This is a genomic window from Acidovorax sp., from assembly GCF_027492855.1.
In the GTDB taxonomy this organism is placed as follows: Bacteria; Pseudomonadota; Gammaproteobacteria; order Burkholderiales; family Burkholderiaceae_C; genus Acidovorax.
Genome location: NZ_JAPUDY010000093.1, coordinates 20,677 through 43,603, shown reverse-complemented (window position 1 = coordinate 43,603; position 22,927 = coordinate 20,677). Strand labels below are relative to the sequence as shown.

Sequence of the window (22,927 nt, the reverse complement as noted above, 5' to 3'; positions counted from 1 at the left end):
TGCAGTCGCAATCGACCAACGCCATCCTGACCACGTTCAACGAAGTGAACATGGCCCCGGTGATGGACCTGCGCAAGAAGTTCCAGGATGCCTTCACCAAAGAGCACGGCACCAAGCTGGGCTTCATGTCCTTCTTCGTGAAGGCCGCCGTGCATGCCCTGAAGAAGTATCCCGTACTCAACGCTTCGGTGGACGGCAACGACATCGTCTATCACGGCTATTTCGACATCGGTATCGCCGTGGGCTCGCCCCGTGGTCTGGTGGTGCCCATTCTGCGCAATGCAGACCAGATGAGCTTTGCCGATATCGAAAAGAAGATCGCCGAATTCGGCAAGAAGGCGGCCGAAGGCAAGCTGGGCATTGAAGAAATGACCGGCGGCACCTTCTCCATCAGCAATGGCGGCACCTTCGGCTCGATGATGTCCACCCCCATCATCAACCCACCGCAGTCGGCCATCCTGGGCGTGCACGCCACCAAGGACCGTGCCATGGTTGAAAACGGCCAGGTTGTGGTGCGCCCGATGAACTACTTGGCCATGTCCTACGACCACCGCATCATCGACGGCCGCGAAGCCGTGTTGGGCCTGGTGGCGATGAAGGATGCGCTGGAAGATCCATCGCGCCTTCTTTTTGACATCTGATAGACCCTGAATCGACCCACCCGCGTGGCCGGCCACTGGCCGCGCCCGCCGGTGGGTCTTTTTGCCAATGAATGATTGAGTGAGACCGACATGAGCAAACAATTTGATGTGATCGTCATCGGCGGTGGCCCCGGTGGCTACATTGCCGCCATCCGCGCTGCCCAACTGGGCTTCAACGTGGCCTGTATCGATGAGTGGAAGAACGACAAGGGCGGCCCCGCACCTGGAGGCACCTGCACCAATGTGGGTTGCATTCCGTCCAAGGCGCTGCTGCAGTCGTCCGAACACTTCGAGCATGCCAACAAGCACTTCGCCGAGCACGGCATCACCGCCACGGGCGTCAAGATGGACGTGGCCAAGATGATTGCCCGCAAGGACACCGTCGTGAAGCAGAACAACGACGGCATCCTGTACCTGTTCAAGAAGAACAAGGTCAGCTTTTTCCATGGCCGCGGTTCGTTCGTAAAGGCTGCCGAAGGCGGCTACGAGATCAAGGTGGCGGGCGCCGCCGAAGAGTCGATCACGGGCAAGCAAATCATTATCGCCACCGGCTCCAACGCCCGTGCGCTGCCCGGCACACCGTTCGACGAAGAGCTGGTGCTGTCCAACGACGGCGCGCTGCGTGTGGGCGCTGTGCCCAAGAAGCTCGGCCTGATCGGCTCGGGCGTGATCGGCCTGGAAATGGGCTCTGTGTGGCGCCGCCTGGGCGCTGAAGTCACCATCCTCGAAGGTCTGCCAACCTTCCTGGGCGCGGTGGACGAGCAGATCGCCAAGGAGGCCAAGAAGGCCTTCGACAAGCAGGGCTTGAAGATCGAGCTGGGCGTGAAGGTCGGCGAGATCAAGACCGGCAAGAAGGGCGTGAACATTGCCTATACCAACGCCAAGGGCGAAGCCCAGGCGCTGGACGTGGACAAGCTGATCGTCTCCATCGGCCGTGTGCCCAACACCATCGGCCTGAATACCGAAGCCGTGGGCCTGGCCCTGGACGAGCGCGGCGCCATCGTGGTTGATGCCGATTGCCGGACGAACCTGCCTGGCGTGTGGGCGGTGGGCGACGTGGTGCGCGGCCCCATGCTGGCGCACAAGGCTGAGGAAGAGGGTGTTGCCGTGGCCGAGCGCATCGCTGGCCAGCACGGTCACGTCAACTTCAACACCGTGCCTTGGGTCATCTACACCAGCCCCGAGATCGCCTGGGTGGGCCGCACCGAGCAGCAGCTCAAGGCCGATGGCGTGAAGTACAAGGCAGGCAGCTTCCCCTTCCTGGCCAACGGCCGCGCGCGCGCGCTGGGCGACACCACCGGCATGGTCAAGATGCTGGCCGACGCAGAGACCGACGAAATCCTGGGCGTGCACATCGTGGGCCCGATGGCCAGCGAGCTGATCTCCGAAGCCGTGGTGGCCATGGAGTTCAAGGCCAGCAGCGAAGACATCGCACGCATCTGCCATGCGCACCCGTCGCTCTCCGAAGCCACCAAGGAAGCAGCCCTGGCTGTGGACAAGCGCACCCTCAACTTCTGAACTTTGAATGAAAACAGGCTCTAGCGCTTGATAATCAAGCGCTGGCAGCTATCAAATTCATAGTATCAGAGTGGTGCCCATCCCGTGACTGTCAAACAGGCGTATCTGGCCGAGCTGGCCGCCAAAGGCTACCAAAGCGACCCGGCCCAATTGCGGGCCGTGGATGCCTTGCAGCGCTGTGCCGATGAATGGGCCGCCTACAAGGCCCAGCGCTCCAACGCGATCAAGAAGCTGATCAACCGCCCCGATGTGCCGCGCGGCGTGTACATGTATGGTGGCGTGGGCCGTGGCAAGAGCTTCCTGATGGAGTGCTTTTTTAACGCTGTGCCCTTGAAGCGCAAGGTGCGCCTGCATTTCCACGAGTTCATGCGCGAGGTGCATCGTGAGCTGGTTGGCCTGCAGGGCACGCAGAACCCGCTCGATGTATTGGGCGAGCGTATTGCTAAGCGTTACAAGCTCATCTGTTTTGACGAGTTTCACGTGGCGGACATCACTGACGCGATGATCCTGCACCGCCTGCTGGTAGCGCTGTTCGACAACGGCGTAGGTTTTGTGACCACGTCCAACTTCCAGCCGGACGAGTTGTATCCGAACGGCCTGCACCGCGACCGCATCCTGCCGGCCATTGAGCTGCTCAAGCGCAAGCTCGAAGTCATCAACGTGGACAACGGCACCGACTACCGTCGCCGCACGCTGGAGCAGGTCAAGCTGTACCACACACCCCTCGGCCCGGAGGCCGACGCGGCGATGAACACAGCGTTCGACCAGTTGGCCGAGGTACACGACGAAGACCCGGTGCTGCACATCGAGCAGCGCGAGATCCGCGCCCGGCGCAAGGCGGGTGGGGTGGTGTGGTTCGACTTCAAAACACTGTGTGGCGGCCCACGTTCGCAGAACGACTACCTGGAGATTGCCACGCAGTTCCACACGGTGCTGCTTTCGGACGTGCCTTACATGCCGGTGAGCATGGCATCGCCCGCGCGGCGCTTCACCTGGCTGGTGGACGTGCTGTACGACCGGCGTGTCAAGCTCATCATGTCGGCCGCTGTGCCGCCAGAGCAGCTCTACACCGAAGGGCCATTGGCGCACGAGTTTCCGCGCACGGTCTCGCGTCTCAACGAGATGCAGTCCAAGGAATTCCTGGCGCTGGAGCGCCGCACCGTGGATACGGGTCTGACATGATTCAAATTTTGCGCACGACCTTGCTCGGGGCGTTGCTGTTGCTGCCTCTGGCCTCAGTGTGGGCCACGGCAACGCCACAAGACACCGAATTGGCGGCTGCCGCAGCCCACCGCAAGGCAGAGCACGAGCGCATTCGCCACGAGCGCGAGGTTTTGGCGGCCGGGCGCCAGAAGGACGAGGCGGCTTGCTATCAGCGTTTTGCAGTGGAAGATTGTCTGCGCGAGGTTCGCGCCCGCGTGCGCGGAGCCACGGACCGCCTGCGTACGCAAGAGGTGGAGCTGAACGACGCCGAACGCCGCGAGAAGGCGGCCGAGCGTCTGCGCTCCATTGAAGAACGGAATAAACCCGTGCCGCCCGCCGGTAAAGGCGCCGATCCCTCACTGCGCAAGGCGCCGGTCGACCCCCAGGCCGCCAAGGCGCAGCGGGGCCATGAGGCCGAACAGCGCGCGCAGCAGCAGCGCAGTCGCATACAACAGCAAGACAGCGAGCATGCCCAGCGGGCTGCCGCCAGCGCAGACCGCGCCGCCAAGGCGCGTGCCCGCCATGCTGAGACCCTCAAGGTGGCAGAAGAGCGCCGCGCGCGGGTCGAGAAATCTCAAGCCGATGCCGCCGAACAAGGCCGCAAGCCCGCCGCGCCGCTGCCCACGCGTTGATGGGCTGCTGCAGAGCAGGGGGCTTTGTCGTAGCGCGCGGTGATGAGCCTTGAGCGCGATGCTCAGGTGTTGTGAGTCAGTGCAATGCCGCGATCTGGCGGGCAATCAGGCACGGCTGGCGTCGATGGGAACAAGGCGTGCCACCTTTTTGTCTTCTGCCAGGGCCTCGATCTTCACGATGGCCAACGACAGGTTGTCGCCGCCGCCGCGCGCCCGGGTGCGGGCCTTTTCGATCAGAAACTCCGTAGCCTCCCTGGGAGACAACGAGTCCACCACCGAGGCCAGCTCGGTGGGCGAGAAGTAGTGCCACACGCCATCGCTGCAAGCGAGCAGCACATCACCTGGCTGCAGTTGCGGAATGATGTGGGTGGTGATGGGGGGATCGCTCTCGGTGCCCAGGCAGCCAACCAGGATGTTGGAGTGCGGGTGGTTGTTGGCCTCGGCCTCGGTCAACTCGCCCCGGTCCACCAGCGCCTGAACGTAGGAGTGGTCGTTGGTGCGAAACACCATGCGCGAGCCCTGGAAGTGGTAGATGCGCGAGTCGCCCGCATGCACCCAGTGGCAATCGCCCCGTGGGTTGATCAGAAAGGCCGCAATCGTGCTGTGGGGCTCTTGTTCCGCCGAAATGGCCGTCAACCGGATGACGATGTGGGCCTCTTCGACCATGTTCTTGAGCATGGACACTGGATCGTCGGTGTCGGGCGAGTAGCGCTCGAACAACTGGCGTGCCGTCATCATGACCTGGTCGGAAGCCTTGCGCCCGCCGCTGCGGCCTCCCATGCCGTCGGCCACTACGCCCAGCACGCAGCCGTTGTGCCGCTCGTGGGCGATCAGGGCGACCTGGTCTTGCTGGTATTCACGGTCACCCTTGTGGATGCCGGTGGACGCTATAAGGCGAAACGCTTTGGTCATGCTGGTGATTGTGGGGGCGTGCGCGCAAACGCTCGTCGTAGAAAACGGGCCAAGCGCGTATTATCCGCCCGCGTGTGGCATTTTCGCCATGCCAGCGCCGCCCCTGCCTTGAACCCCAGTCTCCACTCCCCCCACAGACAGCTGATCGAGTTGCGCATGGAGCATGCGGACCTTGATGCGCTGATTGACCGGTGCGCCCCCGATGTGGTGCCTGACGAGCTGACGCTGCGCCGCCTGAAGAAGCGTCGGCTGGCGCTGCGCGATGCCATGGACCGGCTGGAGCGCGAGCTGCAGCCACAAGAGCCCGCCTGATGGCACTGCTGGACATGGTGCCGGAGGTATTTGCCCCCGGCGGTGTGCTGGCGCGGGCCGATGCGCATTTTCAGCCCCGCGAGGGGCAAACCCAGATGGCGATGGCCGTGGCGCGCACCATCGAAGAGGGCGGCGCCCTGGTGGTGGAAGCGGGCACCGGGGTCGGCAAGACCTTCTCCTACCTGGTTCCCGCCCTGCTGAGTGGCGAGCGGGTGCTCTTGTCCACCGCCACCAAGGCACTGCAAGACCAGCTTTTCGCGCGCGATCTGCCCCGGCTTGTCCAGACGCTGGGCCTGCCCGTGCGCATGGCGCTGCTCAAAGGGCGGGCCAGCTACCTGTGCCTTTACCGCATGGAGCAGGCGCGCCAGGACCTGCTGGCGCAGGACCGGGGCGTGGCGCGCGTGCTGGCCAAGGTGGAAGACTGGTCGCGCCACACCCAGTCGGGTGACCTGGCGGAGCTGACCGGGCTGGACGACCGTTCGCCCGTGATTCCCCTGGTCACATCCACCCGCGAGAACTGCCTGGGCTCGCAATGCCCCCGGTTCCGCGAATGCCATGTGCACCGCGCGCGGCGTGAGGCGTTGGCGGCCGATATCGTGGTCATCAACCACCATCTCTTTTTTGCCGACGTAGCGGTGCGCGAGTCGGGCATGGCCGAGCTGTTGCCCACGGTGCGTGTGGTGGTGTTCGACGAAGCGCACCAGATCAACGAGACCGGGGTGCAGTTTCTGGGTACGCAGCTATCCACCGGGCAGGTGATGGACTTCAGCAGGGACTTGCTGGCTGCGGGCCTGCAGCATGCCAGGGGCCTTGCAGACTGGGTGGGGCTGTCTCGCCTGGTGGAAATGTCCGCGCGGGATCTGCGCCTGGCGGCAGGCATGGCTGGGACTTCGGTGGGCGGCGCCAAGCTGCGCTGGACGGACGACACCCCAGAGGGTGTGCCGGACGGCGACTGGCGCAGCGCTGTGCGCGGCGTGGCGCTGGCCTGCGTGCAGGCCCAGGAGGCGCTCGACACGGTCAGCGAGATCGCTCCGGACTTTGTGCGCCTGTACGAGCGGGGCTCCGAACTGCTGGCGCGCCTGGCCCGGTTCTCAGGTCCTGGCGACCCCGATGTGGTGCGCTGGGTGGATGTGGGCACGCAGCTGCGCATGATCGAATCCCCGCTGGACATCGCTGAGGCCATGCGCACGCGTTTGCTGGTGTCGTCCGCCGAATCCTCGCAGGAGGGTGACGATGGTTGGCCCGACGCCCCCCCCACCGGCCCAGGCCGGGCCTGGATCTTCACCTCGGCCACCCTGGGCGACGATGAGCGGCTGACCTGGTTCACGGAGCGCGCCGGGCTGCAGGATGCGGAGATATTGCGGGTGGCCAGCCCCTTTGACTACCCCACGCAGGCTGCGTTGTACGTGCCGCGCCACCTGCCTTCGCCTGCGGACCCGTCGCACAGCCGCATGTTGGCGCAATGGGTGGGAGATGCTGCAGAGATGCTTGGCGGGCGCACACTGGTGCTCACCACCACGCTCAAGGCTTTGCGGGCCATTGGCGATGCGCTCAAGGCCCGGTTTGATGCGACAGGGACGCTGGAGGTGCTGGTGCAGGGTGAGTGGCCTAAGCGACGGCTGATGGAGCGTTTTCGTGAAGGGGCTGAACACGGCCAGAGGGGCTGCGTGCTGGTGGCTTCCGCCACCTTCTGGGAAGGCTTTGATGTGCCGGGAGATGCGCTGCAGCTCGTGGTCATCGACAAGCTGCCTTTTCCGCCGCCGGGCGACCCTTTGGTCGAAGCGCGCACGCAGCGCATCGAAAAAGCCGGGGGCAAGGCCTTCAAGGCCTATGCACTGCCCGAGGCAGCGGTGGCCCTCAAGCAGGGAGCAGGGCGGTTGATCCGGCGGGAGTCGGACCGGGGGATTTTGGTGGTGGGCGACACCCGGCTTGCCACCATGGGCTACGGCAAGCGTTTGCTGGCCGCGCTGCCGCCGATGCGGCGGCTCGAGTCAGAGGAGGCGTTTAGCGAGGCCTTGCAGGCGCTGCTTACCAGACCTTCCACCACGGATCCGACTTGCCCTTGAGGCCGCCGTTCATGTAGGCGCTTTGTGGGTAGGATTTTTCCATGACGCGGCGCGTATCGTCGCGCAGTTGGGTCATGCCCAGGGCGTCGTAGGACTGGATGAGGATGTACAGCGCTTCTTCCAGGGCTGGAACACCCTGATAGTCGGCCACGGCCACTTGAGCGCGGCCAATAGCGGCCACATACGCACCCCGCTGGAAGTAGTAGCGCGCCACATGCACTTCGTATTGTGCGAGCGAGTTGACGATGTAGGTCATGCGCTGGCGCGAGTCCTGCGCGTAGCGCGAATCGGGAAAGCGGGTGGCCAGCTCGCTGAAGGCCTCGAACGAGTCCTTGGCGGCTTTCTGGTCGCGCTCAGACAAATCCTGGCGCGAAATGAACGAGAACAGGCCCAGGTTGTCGTTGAAGTTCACCAGGCCCTTGAGGTAGAGCGCGTAGTCGAGCGCGGGGCTGGCGGGGTGCAGCTTCATGAAGCGGTCGAGCGTGGCAATGGCCTGGGCTTTTTCGCCCGCCTTGTAGTGTGCGTAGGCCTTGTCGATCTGGGCTTGCTGCGCCAGCGGCGTTCCGGCTGCGCGGCCTTCGAGCTTTTCGAGCAGCGGCACGGCCTTGTCGTAGGCGCCGCTGTTCATTTCGTCCTTGGCTTCGGAGTGGATGCGGTTGGGGCTCCAGTTTGCCGTTTTGTCTTCGGGCGCGCTGGAGCAACCAGCCAGCAGGCCCGCAAGCAGCAGGGCGGAAACGAGGGGCAGTGGGGCACGCAGCATCGCAAGCAGCTTTCAGCAAAGAAGGAAACAGGTGCGCACGGGGCTTCCGCGGCTCTACGGGGGCACCTTGGGCAGAGAAAAGGCATTGTACCGGTGGCCGTCGTCGCCAAACTGCGTTGCGCGGCCAGGTTTAGGTGCGACGGGCGCGGGGCTTTCTACAATGGCTGGATATGTTTGTTCACTTGCGCCTGCACACCGAATTTTCCGTCGTGGACGGTACCAACCGAATCGATGAGGTGGCCAAGGCGGCCGCCAAGGATGGGCAGCCCGCGCTGGCCATCACCGACCTCAACAACCTCTTTGGCGCGATCAAGTTCTACAAGGAGGCCCGAGGCAAGGGCGTCAAGCCCATTCTGGGTGCTGAAATCTATCTGGAAAGCGACGGGGGAGGAGCACCGTCGCGAATGGTCGTTCTGGTGCAAAGCCGCCAGGGCTACCTCAATCTGTCGGAGCTGCTGGCCCGCGCCTGGACTCGCAACATCGTCAAGAACCTGGCGCTGTGCACCTGGGACTGGCTGCAGGAGCTGTCTGAAGGCCTGATTGCCCTCTCGGGCGCCCAGGCGGGCCCGGTGGGGCAGGCCTTGCTCAAAGGCGATGAGGCAGGCGCTGCCGACCTCGCATTGCGCCTGGCGGGGATTTTTCCGCACCGTTTTTACATGGAGTTGCAACGCGCGGGCCGCGCCGACGATGAAAGCCACGTGGCGGCAGCCGCGCAACTGGCTGCGCGCCTGAACCTGCCTGTGGTGGCCACGCACCCGGTTCAATTTGCCACGGCAGACGACTATGAGGCCCATGAGGCCCGCATCTGTATTGCCGAGGGCGAGATCCTGGCCAACCCGCGCCGGGTGCGCAAGTTCACCCGCGACCAGTATTTCAAATCGTCTGCCGAGATGCAGGCCCTGTTTGCCGATGTGCCCTCGGCCATCGCCAACACGGTGGAGATTGCCCAGCGCTGCAACCTCACCCTGGTGCTGGGCAAACCGCAGTTGCCGGATTTTCCGACCCCCAACGGCATGCCGATGGACGAGTATTTCCGCCTCGCTTCGTTTGAGGGGCTGGAAGAACGGCTGAAGCTCTTGTATCCCAAAGAGGCCGAGCGGGATAAGCAGCGCCCGCGCTATGTGGAGCGGCTGGAGTTCGAGATCGGCACCATCCTCAAGATGGGGTTTCCGGGCTACTTCCTCATCGTGGGGGACTTCATTCAGTGGGCCAAGAACAATGGCTGCCCGGTGGGGCCGGGTCGGGGGTCTGGGGCGGGGTCGTTGGTGGCTTATGCGCTCAAGATCACCGACCTGGACCCGCTGGAATACAACCTGCTGTTCGAACGTTTTCTGAACCCCGAGCGGGTGTCGATGCCCGACTTCGACATTGACTTCTGCCAAGGCAACCGCGACCGCGTGATCGACTACGTGAAGGACAAGTACGGCAAGAACGCCGTGAGCCAGATCGCCACCTTCGGCACCATGGCTGCCAAGGCCGCCATCCGCGACGTGGGCCGGGTGATGGACATGAGCTACACGTTCTGCGACGGCATCTCCAAGCTGGTGCCGGGCAAGCCCGGCCAGTCCTACACCTTGGCTTACCCGCCCGAGGTAAAAAAAGAGGGCGACAAGAACAACTACGCGCTGGAGCTGGAGCCCATGCTCTACGAGCGCGTGCGCAAGGAAGAAGACGTCAAAACCGTCATCGAGATGGCGCAGAAGCTGGAAGGCATGACGCGCAACATCGGCATGCATGCAGGGGGCGTGTTGATCGCGCCCGGCAAGCTCACCGATTTTTGCCCGTTGTACCAGCAGCCCGGCAGCGAATCGGCCGTGAGCCAGTACGACAAGGACGACGTGGAGGCCATTGGCCTCGTGAAGTTCGACTTCTTGGGTTTGGCTACTTTGACCATCCTGGAGATCGCGCGCGAGTTCATCATCAAGCGCCACAAGGGCCAGGAGAATTTTGCGTTCGAAACCGTGCCGCTGGACGATGGCAAGACCTACAGGCTCTTTCAAGACGGGCTGACCGAGGCCGTGTTCCAGTTTGAAAGCCGGGGCATGCAAGGCATGCTCAAGGAAGCCAAGCCCAGCCGCCTGGAAGACCTGATCGCCCTGAACGCGCTGTACCGCCCAGGGCCTATGGACCTGATCCCCAGCTTCGTGAACCGCAAGCACGGCAAGGAGGTGGTGGAGTACCCGCACCCTGCCGTCGCTGACATGCTCAGCGAAACGTACGGGATCATGGTCTACCAGGAACAGGTGATGCAGACCGCGCAGATTCTGGGCGGCTACAGCCTGGGCGGCGCCGACCTGCTGCGCCGGGCCATGGGCAAGAAAAAGGCCGAAGAAATGGCCGAGCACCGCGAAAAGTTCCGCGCCGGTGCCCTTGCGACCCATGGCATCGACCAGAACAAGGCCGACGAGGTGTTCGACCTGATGGAGAAGTTCGCGGGCTACGGCTTCAACAAGTCGCACGCAGCCGCGTACTCGCTGCTGGCCTACCACACGGGCTGGCTCAAGGTGCATTTCACGGCCGAGTTCTTCTGCGCCAACATGACGGTGGAAATGGACGACACCGACAAGCTCAAGGTGTTGTACGAGGACGCGGTCAAGCACTTTGGCATGACTTTTGAACCGCCGGATGTGAACCGGGGCATGTACCGGTTCGAGCCCGTGACGGACAAAATCATCCGCTACGGCCTGGGCGCCGTGAAGGGCACGGGCCAACAGGCCATCGAAGCCATGGTGGCGGCGCGCGAAGGGCGGGGCGAGGGGCCGAACGGCTCTACCACTGGGCCGTTCAAGAGCCTGTTCGATTTTTGCCTGCGTGTGGACAAGGCGCGCATGAACAAGCGCACGGTGGAGGCCTTGATCAAGGCCGGTGCCTTCGATTCGATCCATCTGAACCGGGCGGCGATGGTGGCATCCATCGACCGTGCTTTTGACTTCGCAGCGGCCACTCTGGCCAATGTGAACCAGGGCGGCTTGTTCGACATGATGGGCGACGATGCCCATGGCTCCAGTACGCAAGAGCCGGAACTGGTGGAGGCAGTGCCGTGGGGCATCAAGGAGCGGCTCACACTGGAGAAAACGGCGGTGGGTTTTTACCTGTCGGGCCACCTGTTCGATGAGGTGGCCACCGAGGTGCGCCGCTTTGTGCGCACCCAGATCGATGAGCTGCTGGACAGCCGCGAGCCCCAGGTGTTGGCGGGCATCATCAGCGATTTCCGGGTCATCAACGGGCAGCGGGGCAGGCTTGGCCTGTTCAAGCTCGATGACAAATCCGCTGTCATCGAGGCGTCTGCCGACGAGGCTTTGCTCAACACCTACAGAAACCAGCTCAAGGAAGATGAGTTTGTGGTGATGATGGGACGCCTGCAGCTCGACCATTTCAGTGGCGGCCTGCGTGTGAAGGTGCAGCAGGTGTGGGATTTGGCGGGCGCGCGTTGCCGGTTTGGCAAGTACCTGCATGTGATGGTGGGGGACAAAGTGCCCGATGTTCCGCGTTTGGTGCAGGAGTTTCCCGCGCGCCGCGAGGAAGTCGCCGAGGGCGAGCTGGTGCATGGCCTGCGGGTGCGCATGGGTGTGCGCTGCACGGCCGAAGACGCGGCGGCGGTGGCGGAACTGCAACTGGGTGAAAGCGCACGCTTTTTCCCCTCGGACGCTGCGCTGGCGGCCTGGTCGGCGCAGGCGGGCCCAGGGGCGGCGAACGTCATTTACGAGTAAGGCGGGGCGGGCGATAAAGTCTGTAGCGCCAAGGCTTGAAAAAGCCGAGACAACAACCAACTTCTTTGGCGGCAGCCCCCCGCGCGGGTCGCTAGAATGATTTTCATGGCAACAAAACCACCCTCACCCCCCACCGCGCCGCCCGTGACACGGCCAGCGCGGGATGATGGCGGTTCGGTCGTGCTCGAAAGACGCACCCAGAAGACCCAGCCGCCCCCAATGCACCAGGTGGTCATGCTCAATGACGACTACACGCCCATGGAGTTCGTCATCGTGGTGCTGCAGGAGTTTTTCAGCAAAGACCGTGAACAGGCCACACAAATCATGTTGAAGATCCATCTGGACGGCAAAGGCGTCTGCGGGGTGTACTCCCGCGACGTTGCGGCCACCAAGGTGGAACAAGTGCTGGATGCCGCCCTCAAAGCGGGGCATCCGTTGCAATGTGTCAGTGAGCCTGTTGAATAACAGGTCTTTGATCCCGATTTACAGTAAATCCTATCCCGCAAGCACAAAGGAGTTCACATGATTGCCCAGGAACTGGAAGTCAGCTTGCACATGGCCTTTGTTGAGGCCCGTCAGCAGCGCCACGAGTTCATCACCGTGGAGCATCTGCTGCTTGCATTGCTCGACAACCCCAGCGCAGCGGAGGTGCTGCGCGCATGTTCGGCCAACATCGATGATCTGCGTTCATCGCTGTCGAACTTCATCAAAGACAACACGCCACAGGTCGCAGGCACCGACGAGGTGGACACGCAGCCCACGCTGGGCTTCCAGCGTGTGATCCAGCGCGCCATCATGCACGTGCAGTCCACCGGCAACGGCAAAAAAGAGGTGACGGGCGCCAACGTGCTCGTGGCCATCTTTGGCGAAAAGGACTCGCACGCCGTGTACTACCTGCACCAGCAGGGTGTGACGCGCCTGGACGTGGTCAACTTCATCGCCCATGGCATCAAGAAGGGCGAACCGCCCGAGCCCGCCAAGGCCGAGAACCAGGCCGAGGGCGAAGAGAGCGGTGGCGGCGAGCGCAACGAGAAAGCCTCTCCGCTGGAGCAGTTCACCCAGAACCTGAACCAGGCGGCCAAGGACGGCAAGATCGACCCGCTGATCGGCCGCCACTACGAGGTCGAGCGCACCATCCAGATCCTGTGCCGCCGCCGCAAGAACAACCCGCTGCTGGTGGGCGAAGCGGGCGTGGGCAAAACAGCCATTGCCGAGGGCCTGGCCTGGCGCATCACGCAAAACGACGTGCCCGAGATCCTGGCCGAGGCGGTGGTGTACTCGCTCGACATGGGTGCGTTGCTGGCGGGCACCAAGTACCGGGGTGATTTTGAGCAGCGCCTGAAGGGCGTGCTCAAGTCGCTCAAGGACAAGCCCAACGCCATTTTGTTCATCGACGAGATCCACACGCTGATCGGTGCGGGTGCAGCCTCTGGCGGCACGCTCGATGCATCCAATCTCTTGAAGCCAGCGCTCTCCAGCGGCCAGCTCAAGTGCATCGGCGCGACCACGTTCACTGAATACCGTGGCATCTTCGAAAAAGACGCCGCGCTGTCGCGCCGCTTCCAGAAGGTGGATGTGGTCGAGCCTACCGTGGCCGAAACCATTGACATCTTGAAGGGGCTGAAGTCGCGCTTTGAAGAGCACCACAGCGTGAAATACGCTGCGGCCGCCCTGCAGGCTGCGGCTGAGCTCAGCGCCAAGTACATCAACGACCGCCACCTGCCCGACAAGGCCATCGACGTGATCGATGAGGCCGGTGCTGCGCAGCGCATCATGGTGCCCAGCAAGCGCAAGAAGACCATCGGCAAGGCCGAGATCGAAGAGATCGTGGCCAAGATCGCGCGCATTCCGCCCGCCAATGTGTCCAACGACGACCGCGGCAAGCTGCAGACGCTGGAGCGCGACTTGAAGAGCGTGGTGTTCGGCCAGGACAAGGCACTCGAAGTGCTGGCTTCGTCGGTCAAGATGGCGCGCTCGGGTCTGGGCAAGGGCGACAAGCCGATTGGCTCGTTCCTGTTCAGCGGCCCCACGGGTGTCGGCAAGACCGAAGCGGCCAAACAGCTGGCCTACATCATGGGCATCGAGCTGATCCGCTTCGACATGTCGGAGTACATGGAGCGCCACGCCGTGAGCCGCCTCATCGGCGCGCCTCCGGGGTATGTTGGTTTCGACCAGGGCGGCTTGCTCACCGAAGCCATCACGAAGAAGCCACACGCGGTGCTGCTGCTCGACGAAATCGAGAAGGCGCACCCGGACATCTTCAACGTGCTGCTGCAGGTGATGGACCATGGCACGCTGACGGACAACAACGGCCGCAAGGCCGACTTCCGCAACGTGCTCATCATCATGACCACGAACGCTGGCGCCGAGACCATGAACAAGGCGACCATTGGCTTCACCAACCCGCGCCAGGCGGGCGACGAGATGGGCGACATCAAGCGCCTGTTCACGCCCGAGTTCCGCAACCGGCTGGACGCCATCGTCAACTTCAAGGCGCTCGACGAGCAGATCATCCTGCGCGTGGTGGACAAGTTCCTGCTGCAGCTTGAGACGCAACTGGCCGAGAAGAAGGTGGAGGTCACCTTCACCGACACGCTGCGCAAGCACCTGGCCAAGAAGGGCTTCGATCCGCTGATGGGCGCACGTCCGATGCAGCGCCTGATCCAGGACACCATTCGCCGTGCGCTGGCCGACGAGCTGCTGTTTGGCCGCCTCACAGAAGGTGGGCGCCTCACGGTGGACATCGAAGTCAAGACCGACGACAAGGGTGTGGAAACCCCCGAGGTGCTGCTCGACATCCAGCCGCTGCCCAAGAAGGAGCGCTCGGCCAAGTCGGAGCCTACCGAGCCTGAAGAGGCCACTGCGGACTGATCTGGCGGTTTCCCGCGTCTGACCAAAGCCGACCCCTCGGGGTCGGCTTTTCTTTTGGCGAGCGCTGGTGGGCTACTTGGCCGATGTCGGTGCCGTTGCCTGCAAACCCTGCAGCAAGTCCAGGGTAGGGTAGCCGTCGGCCACCAAGCCCAGGCTTTGTTGGTAGCGCCGCAGCCCGGCGCGTGTGGCGGGGCCCAGCACGCCGTCGGGGGTGCCGGTGTCGAAACCGCGTGTGTTCAAGCTTGTTTGCAATTGGCGCGTCTGTTCGCGCGACAAGGGTTGCAGGTCGCGCGGCCAGTCGGCCACCACGCCGGGGCCGCCCTCCAGGCGCTGGGCGAGCAGTGCCACGGCCAGCGCGTAGCTGGTGGAATTGTTGTAGCGCAGGATGGTGCGAAAGTTCTGCCCCACCAAAAACGCCGGGCCGCGTGCGCCCGCTGGCTCCAGCACGGCGGCCGATACCAGGGTGGGCAGCGGTTTGCCATCGACGGTGCGAACGCCTTCTGCGGCCCACTGCGCGGCGCTCTGGCGCACGTTCAGTTCGGCACGCGCATGGTCAAAGCCCTGCGGCAAGCGCACTTCGGCGCCCCAGGGTTCCTGCGTTTGCCAGCCAGCGTCGGCCAGAAACCGGGCGGTGGATGCAGCCACGTCCGGGATGCTGCCCCAGATGTCGCGGCGCCCGTCGCCGTCCGCATCCACCGCGTGGGCGAGAAACACCGAGGGCAAAAACTGCGTGTGGCCCATGGCCCCGGCCCAGGAGCCGATCATGGCGTCGGGGGCGATGTCTCCCCGGTCGATGATGCGCAGCGCGGCCAGCAGCTCGGCGCGCGCCCAGTCGCGGCGGCGGCCTTCGTAGGCGAGGGTGGCCAGCGCATCCACGGTGCGGAAGCTGCCGAAATTGCTGCCGTAGTTGCTCTCCATGCCCCAGATGGCGGTGATGACGGGCGCTGGGACGCCATAGCGTGTGGCGGCTGCCTGCAGCGTGCCTTGATGTTCGGCCAGCTTGGCCTGGCCTTGTGCAATGCGCTGCGCGGACACGGCGGTGTCCAGATACGCCCAGGGCGTGCGCGTGAATTCGGGCTGGTCGCGGTCCAGCTCCACCACCCGTGGCTGCAGTTGAGCCTGGCCGAGCACGTTGCGCACGGTGTCGGGGCGAATGCCGGAGGCCAGGGCCTGGGGTGCGAAGGCGGCCAGCCAGGCTGCAAAACCCGTTTGTTCCGCTGTAGCAGTGGCTGGGGCGGGCGTGGTGGGGACCACGGCAGGTGCTGCCGGGGCCGTGGCCGGGCCGGTGGCCGAAGGCGGCGCGGAGGTACAGCCTGCTGCGGCAACGGTGGCGGCGATGGCGATGGATGTCCACCACGGGCGGGGTGCGCGTGGCGAAGAGGAATGGAGGGCGGTGGCGGTTGTCTGCATGCGCCATTGTCGTGTGCTCCCACAGGCTTTCCGTGTGACGCGGCCATGCCCAAGTGCAAGACTGTGTTACTACTGAATTGATAGCTGGTCGCGCTTGATGTACCTGCGCTAGGCGGCTAAAACACTATAAATCCGGTTACAGTGAGCGCCTTGCTACCGCTTTACCGCTTGCGCCCAGCGCCCTGACCGCCATGTCCCCCCATACCTTCCTCTGGCACGACTACGAAACCTTTGGCGCCAACACGCGCCGCGACCGCCCCGCGCAGTTCGCCGCCATCCGCACGGATGCCGAGCTCAACGAGATCGGCGAGCCGCTGATGTTCTACTGCCAGCCCGCCAACGACTATTTGCCCGACCCGGTCTCGTGCCTCATCACCGGCATCACCCCGCAGCTGTGCCTGGAAAAGGGCGTACCCGAGCACCAGTTTGCCGCGCGCATAGAGGCCGAGTTCGCGCAGCCCGGCACCGTTGGCGTGGGCTACAACACCATCCGGTTCGACGACGAGATCACGCGCTTCATGTTTTGGCGCAACCTCATCGACCCTTATGCGCGCGAGTGGCAGAACCAGTGTGGCCGGTGGGATCTGCTGGACGTGGTGCGCATGACCTACGCACTGCGCCCTGACGGAATCCAGTGGCCCAAAAAGGAAGACGGCACGCCCAGCTTCAAGCTCGAACACCTCTCCAAAGCCAACGGCCTGCTGCACGAGGCCGCGCACGATGCGCTGTCGGACGTGCGCGCCACGATTGCGCTGGCGCGCCTGATTCGCCAGCACAACACCAAGTTGTTCGACTTTGCGTTCTCGCTGCACAAAAAAGACCGCGTGGCCGCCGAGCTGCGCCTGCCTGCCACTGCCATCACGGCGCGGCCGTTCTTGCATATGTCGGGCATGTTCCCGGCCGAGCGCGGCTGCCTGGCCGTGATGTGGCCGCTGGCCAGCCACCCCACCAACAAGAACGAGCTGATCGCCTGGGACCTGGCGCACGATCCGCGCGAGCTGGCCACGCTGAACGTGGAGGACATTCGCCTGCGCATGTTCACCCGCGCCGCCGACCTGCCCGAGGGCGTGGCGCGCCTGCCCATCAAGTCCATCCACCTGAACAAGTCGCCCATGGTGGTGGGCAACGTGAACACGCTCACGCCCGCGCTGGCACAGCGCTGGGGCATCGATCTGGCCCAGGCCGCGCAGCATGCCGAGGTGGCGCGCGCGCTGCCCGACATGAGCGGCATCTGGCCCGCAGTGTTCGCCCGCCCGCAAGAGCCCGCCCCGGACGTGGACCAGGATCTGTACGGCGGTTTTGTCGGCAACAACGACCGCCGCCTGCTGAACGACCTGCGCACCCAAAGCGGCGACAAACTGGCCAAGGCGCGGGCGAACTTTGATGATCCGCGCCTGGCGGAGCTGTTCTGGCGCTACCGGGCGCGCAATTTTCCGCAATCGCTGTCGCCTGAGGAGCAGCAGCGCTGGGAGGCGCACCGCGCCGCCTGCCTGTTTGACGGGCAGGGCGGGGCGCGCACGGTGGAGCAGCTTTTTACCGAGATCGACGAAATGTCTGAAACCGCTGACGACCGTGCGCAGGACATCCTGGGCGCCTTGTACGATTACGCTGAACACGTTGCTCCAGAACGCTGAGCCGCATTCAGACACCCCATCGCAGATTTTTATGACGACATCGCAGAATCAAAGCTTCACCACCCAGATCGTGCATGCCGACCGCCTGGGCGGCGCCGAGCAGGGCGCCATCCACCAGCCCATTCACACCTCGGTGCAATACGGCTACGAGAAGGTCGAAGACCTGATCGCCGTCTTTCAGGGCACAGCCAAAGGCGGCTTCAACTACGCACGCCAGGGCACGCCCACCACGGCGGCGCTGGAGTCCAAGATCACGCAGATGGAGCGCGGCCACGGCTCCATCGTGTTCTCTACCGGCATGGCGGGCATCTGTGCTGTGTTTTTGACCCTGCTGAAGGCGGGTGACCACCTGGTGGCCAGCCAATACGTGTTTGGCAACACCAACAGCGTGCTGGGTACGTTGGCCGACTTGGGCATTGAAGTGACCACGGTGGACGTGACCGACGCCGCCAACGTGGCCGCCGCCCTGCGCCCCAACACCCGCATGGTGTTTGTCGAAACCATTGCCAACCCCGGCACCCAGATCCCTGATCTGGAAGGCATCGGCACCCTGTGCAAGCAACACGGCCCGCTCTATGTGGTGGACAACACCGTGGCATCGCCCTACCTGTTCCGCGCCGCCACGGTGGGCGCGGGCCTGGTGGTCAACTCGCTCACCAAGAGCATCGGCGGACATGGTGAGGCGCTGGGCGGCGCCATCACCGACACGGGCCTGTTCGACTGGTCCGGCTATCCCAACATCTTTGCTGCTTACCGCAAGGGCGACGCCAAGGGCTGGGGCCTGCAGCAGGTGCGCAAAAAGGGCCTGCGCGATATGGGGGGCACGTTGTCGTCCCACGCCGCCCACCAACTGGCCCTGGGCGCCGAAACCCTGGCCTTGCGCATGGACCGCACCAGCGCCACGGCCCTGGCGCTGGCGCAGTGGCTCGAAGCGCACCCCGCCGTCTCGCGCGTGCTCTACCCCATGCTGCCCTCGCACCCGCAGCACGCGTTTGCGCGCAAGCACCTCAAGGCGGGCTCTTGGCTTCTGTCGTTCGAGCTGCGCGACCCAGACCAATGCCTGGCCGTGTGCAACCGCCTGCAACTGCCCATCAAAGCCACAGGCCTGGCGGACACGCGCACGCTCATCATCCCGGTGGCGCACACCATCTTCTGGGAGGCAGGCCCCGCCGTGCGCGCCGCCATGGGCATGGCCGACAGCATGATCCGCCTGTCGGTGGGCCTGGAAGAGGTGGAAGACCTGCTGGCAGACTTTGAACAGGCGCTTGCTGGCGCCTGACCGCAAACCCCTATCAGGGAGCTTCGCCATGACCACCGCCACCTTTGCACCGCCCGCCAGCATTGGCAAGTACCGCATCGAGCGCGAACTGGGCCGAGGGGCGAGTGGCATTGTGTACTTGGGCCTTGACGGCTTTCGGGGCCGCAAGGTGGCCATCAAGCAGACGCACGCCTACCTGCTCAAGCAGCCGGACCAGGCCGAGCGCTACCGCAAGCTGCTGCGCAACGAGGCCGCGTTGTCGGGCCGCCTGCGCCACCCCAACATCGTAAGCCTGCTCGATGCCGACGAAGAGGCCCTGCCGCCGTACCTGGTGCTCGAATACGTGGACGGCCAGCCCCTGTCGGCCTTTGCCACGCCCGATGCATTGCTGCCCGTGCCCCAGGTGCTGGACATCGCCTTCAAATGCTGCAACGCCCTCGACTACGCCTGCCGCGAAGGCCTGGTCCACCGCGACATCAAACCCGCCAACCTCATGCTGGCGCGTGACGGGGATGTGAAGCTGACCGATTTTGGCGCAGCCCTCTCGCTGCGCAGCGACGCCACCCAGTTGTCGGGCCTGGTGGGGTCGCCGTCGTACATGTCGCCCGAACAAGTGCGCGAGCAAGACCTCACGCACCACAGCGACATGTTCTCGCTGGCCGTGGTGGTGTACGAGCTGCTCACCGGTCGTCGCCCCTTCGATGGCGACACCGACTTCGCCACCCTCTACAAGATCAGCAACGAGGCGCCCACGCCACCGAGCCTGCTGCGCGCCTCGCTGCCGCCGCATGTGGACGAGGTGCTGCTGCGCGCCCTGGCCAAGCAGCCCGCCGACCGTTTTGCCACCTGGAACGATTTTGCGCAGGCGCTGCTGACCGCCCACCAGAGCCTGCCCCGCCAACGTTCGCAAGACACCGAGGCCGAACGTTTTGCCCGCCTGCGCGCGCTGCCGTTTTTTGCCGACTTTCACGATGTGGCACTGTGGGAGCTGATGCGCCTGGGCAGTTGGCGCCGACTGGAGCAGGGCACCGTGCTGATGCGCGAAAACACCCCCGGCGACTCGTTCTGCATCCTCATCGAAGGCCAGGTGGCCGTCAGCCGCCAAGGCTGGAGCCTCAGCACCCTGGGCCCCGGCGTCACTTTGGGCGAAATGACCTACCTGCGCCCCGAAAACAAAAAACGCACCGCCACCGCCGTGGCCGAGACGGAAGTGCTGGTGCTCAAGGTACGCAACCCCGCGCTGCGCGAAGCGTCGGAAGACCTGCAGTCGCGTTTTGACAAGGCCTTTATCAAGCTGCTGGTGGGGCGGCTGATTGCCACCAACGAGCAACTGGCCGAATGGGAGCTGGTGGCTGCGCCGGGAGGGGGGATGCAGGAGGGTGCTGGAGATTGAGGAGGTGGCTTTGACAGGCGCTGCCGTTGGCGGCTAGTGAGAGCCGATGGTTGACGTTCGACGCAGGGGTTAGGCCCCAGTCTGATAGCACCAAAGCCTTTGATTTTTAGAAAGAAAGCCTCACTTTTCCCTCGGAGCCAGGACACCCGTGGCCCGGGCCAGGACAAGCAAGACGGTTGGCCAGAAGGCTGTGTTGACAATGTCGCGCAAGCTGGCTGACCAGCGCCAATAGCCCAAGCTCAAGAGGTCATCTCGCATGTCTACGAGTTCTCCAAACGTGGCGACCAAGAGCACTGCCAGCCAGGGACGCCATGAAGATACGGACTTCTTGCTGATTGCTGCGACGATCAGGAAGACGGTGAGCCCGACATAAACGTGCAAGGCATCTTTGGACAAGCCGGTGGCTGCAACGATTGCCAGCTTGGCTGCTTGAACCGTGGAGGTTTCCATTCTTGATGTTTATCGTTTGACATGAGAGGTATGCAACGGCGTGGCCAATGCCTGCAAAGTAAACCACGGCCGCTCGCCGTTGCGGTAGGGTTAGGTTTCATCGATGTAGCCTTGCTCGGCCGCCAGGGGTTGATTCTCGAAGATCGCCATGGCCGTGCGCATGCGCTGAAAGCCGAACTTCTTGTAGAACGGCTCCTTGCCAGGGACGGCGTAGAGAATGATCTTCTTGTGGCCGGCAGACAATTTGACCAACTTGGCGACAATTTCCTTACCCAGGCCTGTGCCCTGATGGGTTGGCATGACCGCGATGTCGCAGATGTACGAGCAGTCGGTGCCGTCGGCAAGAGCCCTGCCAACACCCACGAGAACGCCGTTTTCACGAGCGAAACACCTGAACATGCTGTTGGTGAAGGCAACCTGCAAGGCTGACGGGTCCTTGTTCCCGAGTGGGGCGGCACGATAGAGCGCCGCGAGTTCATTCCAGTCGAGGTTTTTAATCGAATCAGACCAAACAAGCTTCACGAGCGCTCCCTGCGAAACCTAGCGTTTGACTTCAACGGCGTGCCGCAGGCACGTTCGCTTGAAGGAAGGATTGGGCGTCATTCTCGTACTACGGGAGTGGCGATGCGGGCCCCTGATCGAGCGGCCCTCGTGCCACGGCTTCATGTAGTGCGACAAGCAAACTCTTGATGATGGAAGAGATCCTGGGATCGCAAGTCATTGCCTCCTCGGTGAGTCCGGTGCCGAGAAGTGGAATGCTGATGGAAGCAGGCTCAACGATGACCGCAGACATTGTCTTAAGTGTTTCTCGAAGCGCTGCATCGGCGTGATGCGCTCGCGGGGATGCATTGACTACCGCCACGGGCTTGTGCACAAATGGTTCGAAACTTACCAGCCAATCGAGTGTGTTCTTGATTGAACCGGTGACGCCGTGGGCGTATTCGGGGCTCGCAAACAGCAGTGCGTCCGATGTTGCGACCGCTGCGTGCAAGGCTAGCACCTCCGGTGGCAGCCGCGCTTCAAGATCGGGATTGAAAAGGGGTAACTCGCCCACACCCGGAAAAATGGTTAGAGCGACCTCAGGCGGGGCCAAACGCACCGCCGCGCGCAGCAGCGCGGAATTGATTGACGCCACACGCAGGCTGCCGGATATACCCAAGACTCTCATGATGCCCAACAGATAAGTTCGGCGGGTGGCGAAGCCGTCCGCTGGCGCGAAATGTTAGAGCACACCGTGCTGTTGTGCGAGTTCATTCCGAGATCATTTCTTGAGAGTTGGATGGAGAGCTCTGACCCCAGCTTGAAGAGCTGCTACGCAGCACTGCTCCTTGTTTCGATTGAGTTCACCCGTTCCCATTGCGACCGCATGCTATCGCTTGCGGTCGGGCGGGGCCTTGGCTCCCCAGGGACACGTTCCAGGTCGCGCACAAGATCATTGTAGGCCCCTGCAGTTTCAGCGCCTCCACGTCGATCCACCAAGCCTCGGTCGCAAGCCACCTCAACCCGTTGGACAACATAAATGCAAATGGTTATCATTTGATTGCCTGAGTACGCCACATCCAGTCCACCGCAAAAGGCTCCTCAAGGAGTTTTGCCATGGACCTGGGCACACACACGAGCCCCCATACCCCTTTCGATAGTTCCGCCCCCGTTCCCGCCACCTTGCCGCTGTGGGAGCGCACGATGCGGCGCGCCCAGGCTGCGGAGCGGATGGGGCAGGCGGCGATGGCGTTGGCTTATCAGCAGCAGGCCTTGGCGTTGTCCTTGCGCGTGCTGGAGCAGTCCCCGCCGCCGGGGCGGGAGGACGATTGCATTGCGGCGGTTGTTGTCTCCCACCTGAACGTGGCCGATTTGCAGGCGCAAGCGGCTGAAATCGATGCCTGTGCGCGCCTGCTGTGCCAGGCCCATGCGTTGCTGCAAGGCCTGTTGACCGACGGTCGCCGTGGCATCGCGTTGCGCCAGGCGGCCTGGCGGCACCGGCGAGAAATCCTGTCGGCACTGCAGGACCATCTGCGCAGCCATGGTCCGCACCCTGCCATCGCCGAGGCCCTGGCCTTGCCCTTTTCGCAGTCCCTGCAACCTACCCAACTGCGCCACTGATTGCCCTTCGCTGACGTGTCCAAGGCGCGTCGTGAGCCTATTTTTTCTCATCTCAAT

General features: G+C 63.7%; 19 protein-coding genes. 13 read left to right on the top strand and 6 right to left on the bottom strand.

Annotated features, from left to right (window positions below; translation table 11 throughout):
* The 4 genes from Q0105_RS18015 to Q0105_RS18000 all read left to right on the top strand — a co-directional run.
* Positions 1-641: 2-oxo acid dehydrogenase subunit E2 (locus Q0105_RS18015; RefSeq protein WP_298213617.1), on the top strand; the 641-nt coding region annotated here is incomplete at its 5' end.
* 90 nt (positions 642-731) lie between these two features.
* A complete protein-coding gene (lpdA, locus tag Q0105_RS18010) occupies positions 732-2,159 on the top strand; it encodes a dihydrolipoyl dehydrogenase (RefSeq protein ID WP_298213614.1) in 1,428 nt (475 codons plus the stop codon).
* 84 nt (positions 2,160-2,243) lie between these two features.
* Positions 2,244-3,341, top strand: a complete 1,098-nt coding sequence (zapE, locus tag Q0105_RS18005; protein WP_298213612.1) for a cell division protein ZapE — start codon at positions 2,244-2,246, stop codon at positions 3,339-3,341.
* Complete coding sequence (locus Q0105_RS18000; RefSeq protein ID WP_298213610.1) at positions 3,338-3,994, top strand: hypothetical protein; 657 nt, start codon at positions 3,338-3,340, stop codon at positions 3,992-3,994. The genes zapE and Q0105_RS18000 overlap by 4 nt, the downstream gene beginning before the upstream one ends.
* Positions 3,995-4,099: 105 nt before the next feature.
* Here the strand turns inward: Q0105_RS18000 and Q0105_RS17995 are convergent, their stop codons facing one another.
* Entirely contained in the window at positions 4,100-4,906 is an 807-nt protein-coding gene (locus Q0105_RS17995) for a protein phosphatase 2C domain-containing protein (RefSeq protein ID WP_298213608.1), read from the bottom strand.
* A gap of 108 nt (positions 4,907-5,014) precedes the next feature.
* Here Q0105_RS17995 and Q0105_RS17990 point away from each other — a divergent pair, with 108 nt between their 5' ends.
* The gene (locus Q0105_RS17990) at positions 5,015-5,218 is read left to right on the top strand and encodes a YdcH family protein (RefSeq protein WP_298213606.1); all 204 of its coding nucleotides are present in this window, start codon (positions 5,015-5,017) and stop codon (positions 5,216-5,218) included.
* A complete protein-coding gene (locus tag Q0105_RS17985; RefSeq protein WP_298213604.1) occupies positions 5,218-7,284 on the top strand; it encodes an ATP-dependent DNA helicase in 2,067 nt (688 codons plus the stop codon). Before Q0105_RS17990 ends, Q0105_RS17985 begins: the two co-directional genes overlap by 1 nt.
* Here Q0105_RS17985 and Q0105_RS17980 read toward each other — a convergent pair.
* The gene (locus Q0105_RS17980) at positions 7,247-8,044 is read right to left on the bottom strand and encodes an outer membrane protein assembly factor BamD (protein WP_298213602.1); all 798 of its coding nucleotides are present in this window, start codon (positions 8,042-8,044) and stop codon (positions 7,247-7,249) included. The two genes, Q0105_RS17985 and Q0105_RS17980, sit on opposite strands and share 38 nt — an antisense overlap.
* Before the next feature lie 170 nt (positions 8,045-8,214).
* Here Q0105_RS17980 and dnaE point away from each other — a divergent pair, with 170 nt between their 5' ends.
* The 3 genes from dnaE (at position 8,215) to clpA (ending at position 14,625) form a co-directional block, all read left to right on the top strand.
* The gene (gene dnaE, locus Q0105_RS17975; RefSeq protein WP_298213599.1) at positions 8,215-11,754 is read left to right on the top strand and encodes a DNA polymerase III subunit alpha; all 3,540 of its coding nucleotides are present in this window, start codon (positions 8,215-8,217) and stop codon (positions 11,752-11,754) included.
* A gap of 96 nt (positions 11,755-11,850) precedes the next feature.
* Complete coding sequence (gene clpS, locus Q0105_RS17970) at positions 11,851-12,219, top strand: ATP-dependent Clp protease adapter ClpS (RefSeq protein ID WP_298213598.1); 369 nt, start codon at positions 11,851-11,853, stop codon at positions 12,217-12,219.
* Between the two features lie 57 nt (positions 12,220-12,276).
* The gene (gene clpA / locus Q0105_RS17965) at positions 12,277-14,625 is read left to right on the top strand and encodes an ATP-dependent Clp protease ATP-binding subunit ClpA (protein ID WP_298213597.1); all 2,349 of its coding nucleotides are present in this window, start codon (positions 12,277-12,279) and stop codon (positions 14,623-14,625) included.
* A 72-nt stretch (positions 14,626-14,697) separates the two neighbouring features.
* Here clpA and Q0105_RS17960 read toward each other — a convergent pair whose 3' ends face one another.
* Positions 14,698-16,035, bottom strand: a complete 1,338-nt coding sequence (locus tag Q0105_RS17960; RefSeq protein WP_298213595.1) for a lytic murein transglycosylase — start codon at positions 16,033-16,035, stop codon at positions 14,698-14,700.
* 191 nt (positions 16,036-16,226) lie between these two features.
* Between Q0105_RS17960 and sbcB the strand changes: the two genes are divergently transcribed.
* From sbcB to Q0105_RS17945, 3 genes are read left to right on the top strand one after another with little or no spacing between them, the layout of a single operon-like run.
* Positions 16,227-17,669 carry an exodeoxyribonuclease I gene (gene sbcB, locus Q0105_RS17955; protein WP_298213593.1) on the top strand — a complete coding sequence of 481 codons (1,443 nt, stop codon included), beginning with the start codon at positions 16,227-16,229 and terminating at the stop codon, positions 17,667-17,669.
* Positions 17,670-17,700: 31 nt separating this feature from the next.
* A complete protein-coding gene (locus tag Q0105_RS17950; RefSeq protein WP_298213591.1) occupies positions 17,701-18,948 on the top strand; it encodes a cystathionine gamma-synthase family protein in 1,248 nt (415 codons plus the stop codon).
* Positions 18,949-18,976: 28 nt separating this feature from the next.
* Positions 18,977-20,320: a protein kinase gene (locus Q0105_RS17945; protein ID WP_298213589.1), complete on the top strand. Its 1,344-nt coding sequence runs from the start codon at positions 18,977-18,979 to the stop codon at positions 20,318-20,320.
* Between the two features lie 120 nt (positions 20,321-20,440).
* Here Q0105_RS17945 and Q0105_RS17940 read toward each other — a convergent pair whose 3' ends face one another.
* The 3 genes from Q0105_RS17940 to Q0105_RS17930 all read right to left on the bottom strand — a co-directional run bounded on the left by Q0105_RS17940 (position 20,441) and on the right by Q0105_RS17930 (position 21,938).
* The gene (locus Q0105_RS17940) at positions 20,441-20,770 is read right to left on the bottom strand and encodes a hypothetical protein (protein ID WP_298213587.1); all 330 of its coding nucleotides are present in this window, start codon (positions 20,768-20,770) and stop codon (positions 20,441-20,443) included.
* Between the two features lie 90 nt (positions 20,771-20,860).
* Entirely contained in the window at positions 20,861-21,292 is a 432-nt protein-coding gene (locus Q0105_RS17935) for a GNAT family N-acetyltransferase (protein ID WP_298213585.1), read from the bottom strand.
* Positions 21,293-21,380: 88 nt separating this feature from the next.
* Positions 21,381-21,938 carry an NADPH-dependent FMN reductase gene (locus Q0105_RS17930; RefSeq protein ID WP_298213584.1) on the bottom strand — a complete coding sequence of 186 codons (558 nt, stop codon included), beginning with the start codon at positions 21,936-21,938 and terminating at the stop codon, positions 21,381-21,383.
* 428 nt (positions 21,939-22,366) lie between these two features.
* Between Q0105_RS17930 and Q0105_RS17925 the strand changes: the two genes are divergently transcribed.
* Positions 22,367-22,870 carry a hypothetical protein gene (locus Q0105_RS17925; RefSeq protein WP_298213582.1) on the top strand — a complete coding sequence of 168 codons (504 nt, stop codon included), beginning with the start codon at positions 22,367-22,369 and terminating at the stop codon, positions 22,868-22,870.
* The last annotated feature ends 57 nt before the right edge of the window (positions 22,871-22,927 follow it).